General features: G+C 61.3%; 12 protein-coding genes. 4 read left to right on the forward strand and 8 right to left on the reverse strand.

The features are described 5' to 3' along the window. Nucleotides 1–397 precede the first annotated feature (397 nt). The 4 genes from FGW20_RS01330 to cofG all read right to left on the reverse strand — a co-directional run bounded on the left by FGW20_RS01330 (nucleotide 398) and on the right by cofG (nucleotide 2,884). Nucleotides 398–676, reverse strand: a complete 279-nt coding sequence (locus FGW20_RS01330) for a ferredoxin-thioredoxin reductase catalytic domain-containing protein (RefSeq protein WP_301676306.1) — start codon at nucleotides 674–676, stop codon at nucleotides 398–400. 204 nt (nucleotides 677–880) lie between these two features. Continuing rightward, complete coding sequence (gene purS, locus FGW20_RS01335; RefSeq protein WP_301676307.1) at nucleotides 881–1,123, reverse strand: phosphoribosylformylglycinamidine synthase subunit PurS; 243 nt, start codon at nucleotides 1,121–1,123, stop codon at nucleotides 881–883. Then, a complete protein-coding gene (gene purC, locus FGW20_RS01340) occupies nucleotides 1,120–1,845 on the reverse strand; it encodes a phosphoribosylaminoimidazolesuccinocarboxamide synthase (protein WP_301676308.1) in 726 nt (241 codons plus the stop codon). Before purC ends, purS begins: the two co-directional genes overlap by 4 nt. 43 nt (nucleotides 1,846–1,888) lie before the next feature. Continuing rightward, a complete protein-coding gene (gene cofG / locus FGW20_RS01345) occupies nucleotides 1,889–2,884 on the reverse strand; it encodes a 7,8-didemethyl-8-hydroxy-5-deazariboflavin synthase subunit CofG (protein ID WP_301676309.1) in 996 nt (331 codons plus the stop codon). A 454-nt stretch (nucleotides 2,885–3,338) separates the two neighbouring features. Between cofG and cofC the strand changes: the two genes are divergently transcribed. After that, the gene (cofC, locus tag FGW20_RS01350) at nucleotides 3,339–3,986 is read left to right on the forward strand and encodes a 2-phospho-L-lactate guanylyltransferase (RefSeq protein ID WP_301676310.1); all 648 of its coding nucleotides are present in this window, start codon (nucleotides 3,339–3,341) and stop codon (nucleotides 3,984–3,986) included. On the opposite strand, the gene cofE is transcribed toward cofC, so the two are convergent. From cofE to glyA, 4 genes are read right to left on the reverse strand one after another with little or no spacing between them, the layout of a single operon-like run. Continuing rightward, a complete protein-coding gene (gene cofE / locus FGW20_RS01355; protein WP_301676311.1) occupies nucleotides 3,912–4,718 on the reverse strand; it encodes a coenzyme F420-0:L-glutamate ligase in 807 nt (268 codons plus the stop codon). The genes cofC and cofE overlap by 75 nt on opposite strands. After that, on the reverse strand, nucleotides 4,715–5,512 hold the full coding sequence (gene folP, locus FGW20_RS01360) for a dihydropteroate synthase (RefSeq protein WP_301676312.1): 798 nt from the start codon (nucleotides 5,510–5,512) through the stop codon (nucleotides 4,715–4,717). Before folP ends, cofE begins: the two co-directional genes overlap by 4 nt. Further along, the gene (gene folD, locus FGW20_RS01365; RefSeq protein ID WP_301676313.1) at nucleotides 5,506–6,357 is read right to left on the reverse strand and encodes a bifunctional methylenetetrahydrofolate dehydrogenase/methenyltetrahydrofolate cyclohydrolase FolD; all 852 of its coding nucleotides are present in this window, start codon (nucleotides 6,355–6,357) and stop codon (nucleotides 5,506–5,508) included. The genes folP and folD overlap by 7 nt, the downstream gene beginning before the upstream one ends. After that, a complete protein-coding gene (gene glyA / locus FGW20_RS01370; RefSeq protein ID WP_301676314.1) occupies nucleotides 6,354–7,625 on the reverse strand; it encodes a serine hydroxymethyltransferase in 1,272 nt (423 codons plus the stop codon). Before glyA ends, folD begins: the two co-directional genes overlap by 4 nt. 253 nt (nucleotides 7,626–7,878) lie before the next feature. On the opposite strand from glyA, the gene FGW20_RS01375 reads away from it, so the two are divergent. Genes FGW20_RS01375 through FGW20_RS01385 form a run of 3 tightly spaced genes read left to right on the forward strand, consistent with a single transcriptional unit; the run spans nucleotide 7,879 to nucleotide 12,830 of the window. Next, nucleotides 7,879–8,613 carry a DUF7518 family protein gene (locus FGW20_RS01375; protein ID WP_301676315.1) on the forward strand — a complete coding sequence of 245 codons (735 nt, stop codon included), beginning with the start codon at nucleotides 7,879–7,881 and terminating at the stop codon, nucleotides 8,611–8,613. Between the two features lie 25 nt (nucleotides 8,614–8,638). Next, a complete protein-coding gene (gene smc / locus FGW20_RS01380; RefSeq protein WP_301676316.1) occupies nucleotides 8,639–12,085 on the forward strand; it encodes a chromosome segregation protein SMC in 3,447 nt (1,148 codons plus the stop codon). Continuing rightward, the gene (locus tag FGW20_RS01385) at nucleotides 12,078–12,830 is read left to right on the forward strand and encodes a segregation/condensation protein A (protein ID WP_301676317.1); all 753 of its coding nucleotides are present in this window, start codon (nucleotides 12,078–12,080) and stop codon (nucleotides 12,828–12,830) included. The genes smc and FGW20_RS01385 overlap by 8 nt, the downstream gene beginning before the upstream one ends. Nucleotides 12,831–13,845: the final 1,015 nt, after the last annotated feature.

The raw sequence follows: 13,845 nt of genomic DNA on the forward strand, positions 1-13,845 counted from the left end.
CCAGGGCAAAGATGGTGAAACGGCTTTTCATAGAGTATCGCCATTCGGGGGAGGGTCCGGGAGGGGTGTCCCCCCTCCCGGTAGTGATGTTTTGGGACAACCTCGCCCACCGGGCCGCATTCTGAGCAAAAAGGGTGAAACGGCTTTCCAGTGGATACCCACACCGGGGGAGGGTCCCGGGAGGTACGACCGGAGGAAGCTTGAGAAGACCGAAGGTCTTCGAGTGGGTGTCCCCCCTCCCGGTAATAGCGTTTTGGGACAACTTCTGTAACTGCAAAGAATCAGTAGATTTGAAGGGCGGGAACACGAGCGTTGGATAATTCCGTTCCTGGAGGTTCGGAACTCGAGCACCACCAGGCCGGATTTGCGCAGTACGGCTGCCGGGACGGGAAAAAAGTTATTCGCCCTTCTTGAAGAACAGTCGGCAGTGGCAGGTTCCCTGCTCCTCGATCTCTTTCTCGTGGTAGATGCAGGGGCAGATGATGATCCGGTCCTTCTCAGGGTCGCCGCTCCGGAGCCTGCAGGGGCAGTATGCCTCCCCGAACCGCTCCTTGTTCCGGGCGAGCCCGCGGAGGACGGCTTCGAGCTGCTTCTCGTCGACGTTTAAGATGAACCCTTTCTCTTTCGCGTATGCCTTTACTCTGGCCCGTGCCTCTTCGATCCCTTCTTCACTCATAGTAAAACTCCAATTGTCTAACCTACCGGCGCCTGTACTCTTCGATATTGGTTATCATTGAGTTAAAGATTGTGACATCGTCATCCGACCTGGGCACCTTCCGGGTCGCGGAGAGGACACCGGCGATCTTCTCCGTCGAGCCGTTTGGATTGCTCTCAAGGCGAGAACCAGCCCGCCGAACTGCACCACGGCAAACCGCATGCCTCACTCGACCTCAATCGTGTAGTCGTGGATGATCGGGTTCGCGAGGAGCAGCTCACACATCCGTGCCGCCTCCTCCCGTGCCGCCACAGCATCCGGTGCATCGAGCTTGATCCGCACCAGCCGCGCCGTGGTCAGGTCCTCGGTCGGAAACATCAGGTTCGCGAGGGCGTGCCGGATGGCACGCGCCTCGGGGTCGAGCATCCCTTCTTTGAGTTCAATGGTGATGACTACGGTATACCTCATGCGGGCTCGCCCCAGGGCGGGGAGAGGATTCGTTTCGCGACGCCAGCGTAAGTCTCCATGACGTCCCCCTTGCCGAACCGGTAGACGTCCTTGTCGAGGGATGTTCCGGTCTCTTTGTCCCAGAGCCGCATCGAGTCCATGCTGATCTCGTCGCCGAGGACAATCTCACCGTTGTACCGGCCGAACTCCATCTTGAAATCGATCAGGGTGATGCCGCGCAGGTCGAGGTACTCGCTGAGGAGCTCGTTTATCGCGAGCGCCAGGGCCTTGATCTGGTCGAGTTCCTCGGGCGTGGCAAGACCGAGAGCGAAGATCAGGTCGTCGTTTAACATCGGGTCGTGATGTGCGTCGCTCTTGTAGTCGATGATGATCAACGGCGGGTCGAGCGGCTCTCCTTCCCGGAACGGGTAGTTGCGCACGATCGACCCGGCTGCGACGTTTCTCACGATCACCTCGAGCGGGATCATCGTAAGGTTCCGCACGGTGATGACGCCAGGCTCGATGCTCGAGAGGTAGTGCGTCCGGATCCCGTGCTCTTCCAGGTACCTGAAGATGAAAGTCGAAACTTCCGCGTTGTATCTCCCTTTTCCTTCCAGGGTGTCTTTCTTCTCGCCGTCGAACGCCGTGATGTCGTCCCGGAACTTCATGATGTATACTTCCGGGTCGTCGGTGCGATAGACGGATTTAGCCTTCCCCGTGTAGAGGAGGTCAACCTGTTTCATGGCCCGATCTCCTGATATGTGTTGTCCGGGATTCGTCATGAGGTTATGCACCCCCGCCCCGGCCCGATATGGCAATCCTCTCCGCGAGCCGCCGGATCAGGGGTTCGAGCAGGGAGGGGTACCAGCCCTTCTCGATGTGCTGCGGGTAGATACAGAGCCGTTCGCGGAGTTCGGCGTCCCCGGCGATCCGCCGGAGTTCGTCGATCTGCGGCCAGGGGTGCTCGGGGTTGACGTAATCGATGGTGAGCGGAGAGACCCCGCCGAGATCGTTGACGCCGCACCCGATCAGGTGCGATGCGTCCGCAAGGTTCGGGGGTATCTGCACCGCCACGTCTGAGGGGAGGATCTCCCGGGCGAGGCGAATCGTCGCACAGATCTCGTCGGTGCCGGGAACCGGTGCGCCTTCCATCGCAGTCCCGGGTTTCGGGCAGAAGTTCTGGACGATCACCTCCTGGATGTGGCCAAAGCGCCGGTGGAGGTCGGCGATGACCCGGAGCGACTCCTCGCGGTCGTCCGCCGTCTCACCGATCCCGAGCAGAATGCCGGTCGTGAACGGTATCGAGAGTTTTCCGGCGTTCTCGATCATCTCGATCCTGACCTCCGGGTCCTTCCCCGGCGAGTTCCTGTGCGCTGGAACGTCCGCGGTCGTCTCGAGCATCAGCCCCATGCTCGCGTTCACCTTACGGAGCCGGTCGAGTTCCTCGTAGGTGAGGATGCCGGCGTTGGTGTGCGGCAAAAGACCGCGGTCGATGGCCGCGAGGGAGAGGTCGTAGACGTAGTCGAGGATATCCGCGTAGCCGAGCCGACCGAGCATCTCGCCAAAGCCCGGCACCGCGCCGGGCCGTTCCCCGAAGGTGAAGAGCGCTTCCGTGCACCCGAGGGCCGCGCTCGCTTCCAGCGTCCGGATCGCCTCGTCGGGCGGCATGACGCACCCTTCCCGCACGGGAGTGCGGAAACAGCAGTAGCCGCAGCGGTTTGCGCAGACCGTTGTTAAGGGGAGAAACGCGTTCTTTGAGAAGGTGATCACGCGGCGGTGCATGGGTACATGTCGGCATCGTCTCACATGAACTTTCGGTCGTGAGGGTGACATGGCCTCGCGCGAAGAACGCGAAGGGAGTTTCAGGCAACTATATTGGACTTCGCGTCTTCGCGTGAGCAGATCGTCAAGATAGCCGGAGGTGCGAAGTGCGAGCGTAGCGAGCATGAGAAACCCGAAGGGTTTCGAAGTGCGACTGGCAGAATGGCAGGAGCATGAGCACCGCCAGGTTCGAAGTGCGACTGGCAGAATGGCAGGAGCATGAGCACCGCCAGGTTCGAAGTGCGACTGGCAGAATGGCAGGAGCATGAGAAACCCGAAGGGTTTCGAAGTGCGAGAACCGAAGCGTGAACACCACATAGGTGAGAGACGGAGCTTTCGATTTAACCCGGGCCGGCCTTATCCCACCGCACGGGAAACGATGCCTTTTTGATACTGCCCCGACAACCGTTTCTCAATGTACTTCCACGCGCTCATCCCCTTTAAGCCAGTAAACCCCAAGACGCGCCTCTCCTGTATCCTCAACCAGGAGGAACGGGAAGCGTTCGCCCGGGCGATGCTTGAAGACGTGATCGCCGCCGTGCAGAAGTCCGGGTGCAGCGCCACCCTCCTCTGCACTCACTCCTTCAAACACGAGAACGCCCTCATCGCCGTCCGGACGGAGCCGCTCAACGAGGCCATCAACTGGGCGCTCAAGCAGTTCCACTGCCCGGCGCTCATCATCATGGCTGATATCCCCCTGGTGACCGCCGGGGGCATCCAGCGGCTGATCCGCACCGAGAAGGACATGGCCATCGTGCCGGGCCGGGGCGGCGGGACGAACATCATCTTCCTCAAAAAGCCGCAGTGCTTCCGCGCCGACTACTACGGCGCGAGTTTCCTCGACCACATGCGGATCGCAGAGGAGTGCGGCTTCTCCGTCGAGGTGATCGATTCGTTTCGGATGTCGACCGATATCGACGAGAAAGAGGACCTGGTCGAGATCCTCATTCACGGAAAAGGGAGAAAAAGCAGAGAGTACCTGGAGAACTCAGGATTCTCGATTGTCCTTGACGAGAAGGGACGGGTCGGTGTGCAGCGCCACCCCCATGAAGAGGCACTCTGAAGCGTCGATCGTGGCGACCCCGGTGTAATCGCCGACGACAAGCCCGACGCCCCGCACCACGGCCGCGGGGACGCACTCCCCCGCCTCTCCCATCACGAGTTCGGCGGCGGACGCGATACAGTCCGCCACCGCCCTTTTTGTGACCTCGAGTTCGCGGCCGAAGAGATCTTTTTTCCCGCGCTCATCGACCACCGAAGGGATGCCCGAGCACCCGATCGCGACCCCGGAGCACCCGAGACGCATCGCGTGCGTCCGGGAATCGATGACGATGACCCCGACGTCGGCACCCGACCGCTCCGCGATCGTGGCACGTATCCGCGCCGCGGATGCGTCCGGATCGAGAGGAAGGAGGACGAGCGACCCCTCCGGGGCGTTCGAAGCGTCGATCCCGGCGTTCGGCAGGAGCGTCCCGTTCTTCAAGCAGAGCAGGAACCCGGGAATACCGCCGACGATCCGGTCGCTCTCGCGGAGCACCACCTCGGCGTGGCGGGGATCCATATCGAACTCTTCGGCGAACCGGAGGGCTTTTGCCGACGGTTCGACATCGGCGAGCTGCACGACCCGGTTTTCGGCGGTGGCGAGAGCGGACTCCGCGACGACCACGACGTCGCCCGTCTCGAACCCCCGGACGGCCGAGCGTTCGACGGACGAGAGAAGGTGCTCCGCGACGTCGTCGCCGGGGCGGAGCAGGGGGGTCGCAAGACCATATACCGAGAATGAAGGTGTTGTCATGTCTGCCTCATTGTTGCATGAACCCACAGGAGGTCGGCGGTCTCCGCGACGTCGTGGCTCCGCACGACGGCCGCTCCCGCGTCGACGAGCATCGTCGTGAGCGCGAGGGTTCCCGCGAGCCGGTCCTCGGGCTGGCGGCCGAGCAGGTCGCCGATAAACGTCTTCCTCGATATCGCGGCAAGCACCGGGCGGCCGAACTCCAGGAACGAGGAGAAGTTCCGGCAGAGTTCCCAGTCGTGCTCGCTCGTTCGGCCGGGGGTCCAGCGTCCGACAGCGGGATCGAGGACGTATTCCTCGACCCCGAAGCGCGCGCACCTCGTAACAACCGCTTCGAGGGCTTTCTTTGTGGCGGCAATCCCGGCGGCATCGCCGGGTTCGCGGCAACTCGCCATCGCGAAGACCGGCAGCCCGGAGTCGGCGACCGCTCGCGCGTAGCGCTCGTCGGTGAGCCCGGAGATATCGTTCACCGCATGAACATCGTGGCGGAGACAGACATCGAGCACCTCCGGGTGCCGGGTGTCCACCGAGAGGGTGATCCCGGTTCCATCGAGTTCCGAGAGAGCCGCGTCCACCCGTGCCGCCTCCTCGGCGACGGTGATGGGAGAAGAGCCCGGGGCCGTGCTCTGCGCCCCGAGATCGATCATATCGGCGCCCGCCGCCACCATGGCGAGTGCGCGGTCGTGTACCTCTCCGGCCGGGATATAGGAGCCCCGATAGAACGACTCGGGGCTACAGTTGATGACGCCCATCAGGCGAACAGGGGCGCCGGCGCCGATCCGGAGACGGTTTACCATACAGTGGTATTGTCGCATGTCCTCAACTTGGCCGCCATGAACGTATTTTCCATCAGCGTCGCGATGGTCATGGGGCCGACGCCTCCGGGCACCGGGGTTATCGCTCCCGCCCGGTCTTTCACCGCCTCGAAATCGACATCGCCGCAGAGTTTGCCCTGCTCGTCCTGGTTGATCCCGACATCGATCACCGTCGCGCCTTCTTTCACCATCGTTGATCCGACAAACTTCGCTTTTCCGATCGCGCTGACCAGGATATCGGCGTTTCTCATCTCCGCTTCGAGATCCTCGGTCTTCGAGTGACATATGGTGACGGTCGCATCGACGTTCAGGAGCAGGGCGGCCATGGGCCGGCCGACGTCGATACTCCGGCCGACGACAACCGCCCGCTTGCCGCGGATCGGGATCTTGTATTCGTCGAGGATCGTCATGATCCCCTGCGGAGTGCAGGGTGCAAAGAGCGGGGTTCCGGAAAACAGCCTGCCGAGGTTGCAGGGGTGGAACCCGTCCACGTCCTTTTCGGGCGCGACCGCTTCAATGACGCGGGTGGTATCGACCCCGGCCGGGAGCGGGAGCTGGACCAGGATACCGTTGATATCGGGATCGTTGTTGAGGCGCGTGACCGCCTCGAGCACCCGCTCTGTCGTGACGTCCGCCGGGAGTTCGATCCCGACCGATCCGATCCCGACGCGCTCGCACGCCCGGTGCTTCATGCGGACGTACATCTGCGACGCAGGGTCTTCGCCCACGATGACGGTCGCGAGGCGCGGGTAGAGCCCGGACTCGTCTATCTTCTCCTTGAGAATCTCGAGCCTCTTCTCCGAGACTGCTTTGCCGTCGAGTATCATGCTACTTCAGGGTAGAGGGGATACTTGCTCGCGAGGGCTATAACTTCTTCTCTCACTTCGGTGATCGCCTTCTTAGAGGTCTTGTCCTGCGCGATGTCTTTGACGACCCGGGCGATCCAGTGAGCGATCTGCTTCATCTCCTCCTCTTTCATACCGCGGGAGGTGACGGCAGGCGTACCGATCCTGAGACCGCTCGTCACGAAGGGGCTGAGCTGTTCGCGGGGGATGGTGTTCTTGTTCACGGTGATGCCGGCTTCGCCGAGCGCGACCTCGGCCGCAAGACCCGTGAGGTGCTCGCCGTTCGTAGAGACCCCGGTCAGGTCGAGCAGGATGAGGTGATTGTCGGTGCCGCCGGAGACGAGATCGAGCCCTTCGCTTGCGAGGACGTCGGCCATCGTCTTTGCGTTCTTGACGACCTGCCCGCAGTAGTCCTTATACGCGGGGGTCAGGGCTTCCTTGAAACAGACCGCCTTCGCCGCGATTGTGTGCATCAGCGGGCCGCCCTGCATTCCCGGGAAGATGGACTTGTCGATCGCCTGGGCGTCTTCGTTGCTGCACATGATGGCGCCGCCGCGGGGGCCGCGCAGGGTCTTGTGCGTCGTCGTCGTCACGATGTCGACGACCCCGACCGGGGAGTTGTGGTGTCCGGTCGCGCAGAGTCCGGCGATGTGGGCGATATCGGCCATGCACTTCGCGCCGACGGTATCGGCGATCTCCTGGAAGGCCTTGAAATCGATCTCGCGCGGGTAGGCGCTCGCGCCGCAGACGATCATCTGGGGTTTCACCGTCCGTGCCAGGTCCTCGATTGCCGCGTAGTCGAGCGTCTCGCTCTCGGAATCGACACCGTAATGGAAGATGGAGTACCAGCGCCCGGTGATATTGACCGGTGAGCCGTGAGAGAGGTGGCCGCCCTGGGTGAGGCTCTGGCTCATGATCCTGTCCTTGTAGCCGAGGTAGGCGAAGTAGACCGCCTGGTTCGCCTGGCTCCCCGAATGGGGCTGGACGTTCGCGTGCTCGGCCCCGAAGAGGTCGCAGAGCCGGTCGCGCGCCAGATTCTCCACGACATCATGGAACTCGCAACCGCCGTAATAACGCTTGCCGGGGTATCCCTCGGCATATTTATTGGTCATGATAGAACCCATCGCCTCGAGAACCGCCTTACTGACGACATTTTCGGAGGCGATCAATTCCAACCCGTTGATCTGACGCAGGCGCTCTTTCTCGATGAGGCCTGCGACTTCAGGATCGAAGTTTGCCAGACTAGACATGCAGAAAAAGGGTTGCTCCGTTGAGGTAATATGCTTTCTTTATAGGGGGCTTCTCAAGGCTGCCTGGAAGTCGTTGTACGGCCTATGGAGGCGCGGGTATGCGCCCGGGCGGGTGATGGTTGCGGGGTTCAGGCGTGACGGGTGCCGGGATTTCCCCGGCGGCATCCTGAATTAAATGTAATACTTCTTCATTTGGGGAATCTATAGTAATATTATTACGTAATTATTATCAAGGATTAGTTTGAGGGAGATAATGGCGCAGAAAGATGCAAGAATACGATTTCTTGAGCGGGAACTTGCGGAGCGCGAGAAGGAGATGGAGACCATGAGAGAGCGAGAGCAGCCGCCGGTATCGGAGGCGGGGGACGAGCGCCTGCGCGACCTTGAGCAGAAAGTGCGGGAGTTCGAGGACATGATGAGGGGCCTGGCAGAAGATCGCGGGCAGTCCCGGGCGCCAGAGGCGGGGGACGAGCGCCTGCGCGACCTTGAGCGGAAGGTGCGGGAGCTCGAAGCCGTGGTGAAAGGTCTGACGGAAGAGATCCTGGACATCAAGTCGATCGTGATGAAACTCGCCCGGGATGCGGACGAGTGCCGGAAGCCGCCGGTGCCGGTAGAAGCGAAGAAGGGCCCCGTTTCGCTCCAGGCGGAACCGCGCGCCGAGGCGGAACCCCGTCCTGCGGCAGAACCACGCCCCGTGCGTGCCGCGGAGCGAAAGACCCCTGCGCGCCCGGTGGAGGAACAACCGCCTGCGCCCGCTCCGGAGGATGATCGGGATCTCGAACTCATCATGCAGAATGACGGGACGCTGAAACCGGAGCCGAGGAGGTCCTCCGAGTACATCGTCGCCAGCACCGGTTCGAGGGGCGTACCGACGAAGGGGCGGGGGAAAGGCGGCAAGCCGTCTGAACGCAAGCTCTTCGTCGAACAGAAGAAACGGCCGGTGGATGATGTCATCCAGGCTGAAGAGGACGACACGGTCGACCTTTGATCGGTAGGTTAAGGGAGTCCCGTCCTTGTATATCACGCAGCTTGAGATCGACAACTTCAAGTCTTTCGCCAGAAAGACGAAAATTCCTTTTTTTGAAGGATTTACCGTCGTCTCGGGTCCGAACGGCTCCGGAAAGAGCAATATCATCGACAGTATCCTCTTCGTCCTGGCCCTTTCGGGTGCGCGGGGGCTGCGGGCCGAGAAGCTGACGGATCTCATCAACGTCAATTCCGGGAAGAACACCGCCGAGGTGACGGTCACGTTCTCGGACGGCACGACGATCCGCCGCCGGATCAAGCGGACGGCGACGGGATACTACAGTTACAACTATCTCAACAACCGTCTCTGCAAGCAGGCCGACGTCATCGAGTTCCTCGCGAAGATCGGGATCAAGCCGGAAGGCTACAACGTCGTGATGCAGGGTGATATCACCCGCATCATGGAGATGACCGATGGTGAACGGCGCAAAATCATCGACGAGATAGCGGGTGTCGCCGAGTTCGATCACAAGCGTGGGCAGGCATTCTCGGAGCTTGAGGTGGTGCGGGAACGGCTCGAGCGCGAGGAACTCCTCTTAAACGAGCTCGTAGCGCGGCTGGACGCGCTCCAGCACGAGCGCGAGCAGGCGATGGAGTACCGGCAGTGGCAGGAGAAACTCGAGCACCTCGGGCAGTGCCGGGGGTCGGCGCTCGTCCGGCAGAAAGAGCAGGAGCTCGGCACCCTTCACGGTCTCATGCACGACCAGCAAGCGGCGGTCGCACGCACCGAAGGCGAGGTGGAGGCCGTCAAACGCGAGATCGAGGAGGCGCGCGGACGCCAGCAGGCTGTCGACGAGGAGATAAACCGCAAAAGCGGTCCCGAGTATCTCGAACTCGTCGGACGACTCGAAGAGGCGCGAAGCGCGATCAAGCTCGGCGAGAAGAACATCGAGCGACTGAAGGTCAACCGGGACGAGAATGCCGAGGCTGTCCAGCGGATCTACCTTGACGGGAAACGCGCCGAGGCGAAAGTCGAGGAATGCGCCGCGCAGATCCGCAACCTCTCGATCGACCGGGCAAACCTTGCTATGGAACTCGCGACGCAGCAGGACGAGATGAAGAAGGTCGAGGAGCGTATCGCGAGCGAGAGCAAGGAGGTCGAAGGGGTAAAAGACCAGCTCTTCGCAAAGATGCAGGATCTCGAGAGCAAGAAGGAACTCCGGTCGAAGATCCTCCGTGAACAGGACCTCTTCATCGAGAAGAGCCGGATGCGGACGTCGGAGCGGGAACGCCTGGACGCCCGTATCGTCCAGATCGAGGAGGAACTCACGAACAAGCAGGAGCAGGTCGCGGAGTACTCTTCCTGCATGGCCGACTGCGAGGCGCAGAAACGCCAGGTCGAACGAAATCTCTCCGAGGCGGAGAGTACGCTCTTTGCGCGGCGGTCGGCGCTCGATCGGCTTAAGAAGGAGATCCGGGAGAACGAGCAGAGCCTGATGCGCCTGGAGGCGCAGCAGCAGGCGCACGGCGATGCCGGCGGGAAGGCGATGGACTTCGTGCTCGGGATGGACGGCGTTCACGGCGCCGTTGCGCAGCTCGGCCGGGCGCCGCCGGAGTATGCGACCGCGCTCGATGTGGCGGCGATGGGCCGGCTCAGGTGGGTCGTCGTCGATACCGATGCGGTTGCGTCCGATGCAATCCGCTACTTGAAAGAGAACCGGCTTGGACGAGTCACGTTCCTGCCGCTCAACAAACTCCGCCCCCCGATCCTCTCGCCGCTCGAGGCCGATCCGGGCATCGTCGGCTACGCGGTCGATCTCCTGGAGTTTGACCCGGCGTTCGACCGCGCGTTCCGGGTGGTCTTCGGCGCGACGGTGGTGGTGGATACCATCGAGCGGGCGCGGCGGTTGATGGGCCGGTACAGGATGGTCACCCTGGAGGGTGATTTCGTCGAGAGGAGCGGTGCCATGACCGGCGGGTCCCAGGGAAAGAAGAAGGTTCGCGGGTTCGGGGTGGCGGTCGACGACGAGATCGCGCAGGTCCGCGCGAAGCTTGCCGAACTCGAGGCGGAGGCAGGCGAGATCGAGGCGTCCATCGGCCGGTTTGCCGTGGCCGCGGAGACGAAGCGGGCTGAGCGGAGTTCGATCGAAGAGCAGGTTGCGCGCTACCGCATGCTGGTGGACGAGTACCAGAAGCGCATCGAGGTGCTTTCCGGCGAGAAGCAGACGCTCGAAGAGAGTCTGCGCGAGATGCTTGATGCCGCGAAGAACGGCGGCGAGGAACTTGCGCGACTCGAGGATGATCTCGAACGGATAACCGGCGAGATCGCGCAGGTCTCGGCGGAGATCGACGATCTCAAGAAGAAACTCGACAACACCGAGGTTCCGGTGCTCACCGAGCGGTACGAGGGCATCCGTAAGGCGGTCGAGGATATCGAGCGGCGGCTCCGGAACAAGGACGCCGACATCACCGACGCGAAACGCGAACGCCAGCACTTCGCGAACCGCATCGAGGAACTTTCTGCGGAACGGGGCCGCCTGGAGGCGAAGAACCGGGAGATCGACGGTGAGATCACGGCCACGGAGGAGCAGATTGGGGAGCAGCACCGTCTGATCGTGCAGCTCGAGGCGCGCCAGAAGGAGTTCTCCGACGAACTTGCCGGTCTGCATGAGAAACGCGACCGGATCCTTACGGAGATCCGGGTGCTCGACCAGCGCGCTCTCGAACTCTCGGGCGCGATGGAGCGGATCCGGATGCAGATCGATGCGCTCAACGAGCGGGAACAGTCGCTCCTGGCGGAACTTGCGGTGCTCCGGGAGCAGGCCGGCGACGTGGAGACCGATCTCGATCTCGCTGCCATCGACGCCGGGATTGCGGAGGCCGAGCGGGCGTTGAAGAAGATCGGTGCGGTGAACATGCTCGCGATCGAGGAGTGCGACCGGGTCGCTGCCCGTGTGGAGGAGCGGACGGGGAAGAAAGAGGTGCTTTCGCGGGAGCGGATGATGCTTCTCGAGCGGATCGAGAAGTACGAGAAGATGAAGTATGATGCTTTCATGACCGCATTTACTGCGATCGACACGAACTTCCGCGATATCTTCGCGCGCCTGACCGACGGGAGCGGGAGGCTCATCCTCGATAACGAGGAGGATCCCTTCGCCGGCGGCATGACGTTTGCGGTGCAGCCGCGCGACAAGAAGGTTCACCTCCTCTCTTCGCTTTCAGGAGGCGAGAAGTCGCTGACCACGCTCGCGTTCATCTTCTCTATCCAGCAGTTCATGCCCGCGCCGTTCTACGCGCTCGATGAGGTGGATATGTTCCTCGATGGGAACAACGTCGGCCGCATTGCCGCCATGATGAGCGACCTCTCGGGGAATGCGCAGTCGATCATCGTGTCGCTTAGAAAACCGATGATCGAGCGCGCCGACCGCATCGTGGGCGTGACGATCCGCGCCGACAAGAGCACCTACGTGACCGGTGTGCAGAACAATGGATGAGGAGCCTGTCGAGATCCTGGCCGGCATGGCCGAGCGGGGGGAGGTCGATCCCTGGAACATCGATATCGTGGACGTGACCGACCGGTTCCTCGCCGAACTCGACCGGAGGAAGGAACTCGACCTGCGGATCTCGGGGAGGACGCTTTTTTATGCCGCGTGCCTGCTACGCCTGAAGTCGGATTACCTTGACGGCTGGGGCGAAGAAGAGGACGAGGAGTCGTTTGCCGACGATGAGGATGAATCGTTTGAGGATCTCGGGTTCGACTTCGAGTCTGCCGGGGATCTGGAGCCGATGGATCGCCTGGAGCGGGAGATCCAGCGTCGCCTGGGACGGAAGAAGCTGCGGAAACGCCCGCCGGTCACGCTCTATGAACTCATCAAGCAGTTGAAGACTGCGGAGAAGGAGCAACGCCGCAGGCAGCGCAAACGGGTTCCTGTGGCGAGAGAGCCGGAGCTCGATCTCAGCGCCGGAGACGTGGTGGCGGTGGCGCACGATGAGGGATACCGGGGTGCGGTCGATGTCGTCATGCAGGAGTTTCAGCGCGCCGCCCAGAAAGGCGATATTCTGACGCTTGACGATCTCTCCGGCGCTATCGGGAGGAGCCGCCGTGAGGTCTACATCCCGCTCTTGTTCTTGATGCTCGAGGGCAAACTCGCGCTCTGGCAGGACGAGTTCTTCGGTGAGATCTATGTCGGCGAGCATATCCCCGACAACGAAGCCGGAGAGGCCGGCCAGGATCTGTAAACGGCTGGATGAGGCCGTTTATCCCTTTTTTCGCGACAATTCTGCCGGATACAGGATCGGTGGTGGTGCGCGCATGGGATGTTCCTGCGCTCCGGGCCTCCGGTGAAGTCTTCTGAGTGGTTAATCCGGGTGATTTCGCGACGCGATTCCACTTTTTTGAACGGGTGTGGGGTAAATGTATAAATACCTCCGCCGTTAACATGTAGTAGCCAGGTTGAGAGCAAAATCCGTGCGAATTCTGCACGAATGTGCAGAATGTCCGAATATCTCAACGGTTATGGGGGTCGAAGCCGGGTGCTTGGATCCGACGAAGCAGGATAATGTTTATATGGCATTGATGGTAACATAGTAAGGCTGTGTTGTCAGGACGTCGGTTCGTGCAGCCCTTCAAGGGCGGTCTGATCTCGTGTCCCCTCAACCGCTGTGAGGGCCCGACAATCGAGTCGGGTCTGATACGGGTTGACAATGTTTATATGTCGGGAGATCCAATATATATTCTCGCAGGATGTCCCTGTGTGCCCGCGATGCGGGCGTATCGGGACGATCGGGTCGGGAATATGTGTTTGATTTCCGGCCTGGAATCTGGGTGGGAACAAATGGTTATATGTGATGACTCGCAAACATAAGTTCCTGCACAGGTGAAGCATCCGGGAACCCGGAACGCAAATTTCCGGGCAGTTCCTCGATCGGGCTGGAGATCCTCTCGGGATCTCCGGGACGGATTCCAGGGCGGGGGAGAATGTTTATATGTGTTGAAGCACAAACATTAATCCTTGCACGGGTGAAATCCTTTGGCCTTGTTCGGGTCAGCATTCCCTGTATTCAAAAACGGATATGAAGGTTCGAGACTCGTTCTCGGATCCGATACAGGAAACATGTGTTAAATATTTGTAAAATAAACATTGTTTTCCTGTTGATGGGGAACCAACACGACCGTGCCGTGACGCGGGTTGGTTCTGACGTTGGCATTGGCAATGCGGAAATTTGTTCAGTAACCGCTAATTCCTCCCAAGTT

It is taken from the genome of Methanoculleus methanifontis, from assembly GCF_030464365.1.
In the GTDB taxonomy this organism is placed as follows: Archaea; Halobacteriota; Methanomicrobia; order Methanomicrobiales; family Methanoculleaceae; genus Methanoculleus; species Methanoculleus methanifontis.

Bases quoted from the DNA above. Each gene is read 5' to 3' on its own strand.
- cofC (WP_301676310.1), top strand. From the start codon at position 3,339: ATGTACTTCCACGCGCTCATCCCCTTTAAGCCAGTAAACCCCAAGACG.
- FGW20_RS01330 (WP_301676306.1), bottom strand. From the start codon at position 676: ATGAGTGAAGAAGGGATCGAAGAGGCACGGGCCAGAGTAAAGGCATAC.
- cofE (WP_301676311.1), bottom strand. From the start codon at position 4,718: ATGACAACACCTTCATTCTCGGTATATGGTCTTGCGACCCCCCTGCTC.
- FGW20_RS01375 (WP_301676315.1), top strand. From the start codon at position 7,879: ATGGCGCAGAAAGATGCAAGAATACGATTTCTTGAGCGGGAACTTGCG.
- purS (WP_301676307.1), bottom strand. From the start codon at position 1,123: ATGAGGTATACCGTAGTCATCACCATTGAACTCAAAGAAGGGATGCTC.
- folP (WP_301676312.1), bottom strand. From the start codon at position 5,512: ATGGTAAACCGTCTCCGGATCGGCGCCGGCGCCCCTGTTCGCCTGATG.
- glyA (WP_301676314.1), bottom strand. From the start codon at position 7,625: ATGTCTAGTCTGGCAAACTTCGATCCTGAAGTCGCAGGCCTCATCGAG.
- cofG (WP_301676309.1), bottom strand. From the start codon at position 2,884: ATGCACCGCCGCGTGATCACCTTCTCAAAGAACGCGTTTCTCCCCTTA.
- folD (WP_301676313.1), bottom strand. From the start codon at position 6,357: ATGATACTCGACGGCAAAGCAGTCTCGGAGAAGAGGCTCGAGATTCTC.
- purC (WP_301676308.1), bottom strand. From the start codon at position 1,845: ATGAAACAGGTTGACCTCCTCTACACGGGGAAGGCTAAATCCGTCTAT.
- FGW20_RS01385 (WP_301676317.1), top strand. From the start codon at position 12,078: ATGGATGAGGAGCCTGTCGAGATCCTGGCCGGCATGGCCGAGCGGGGG.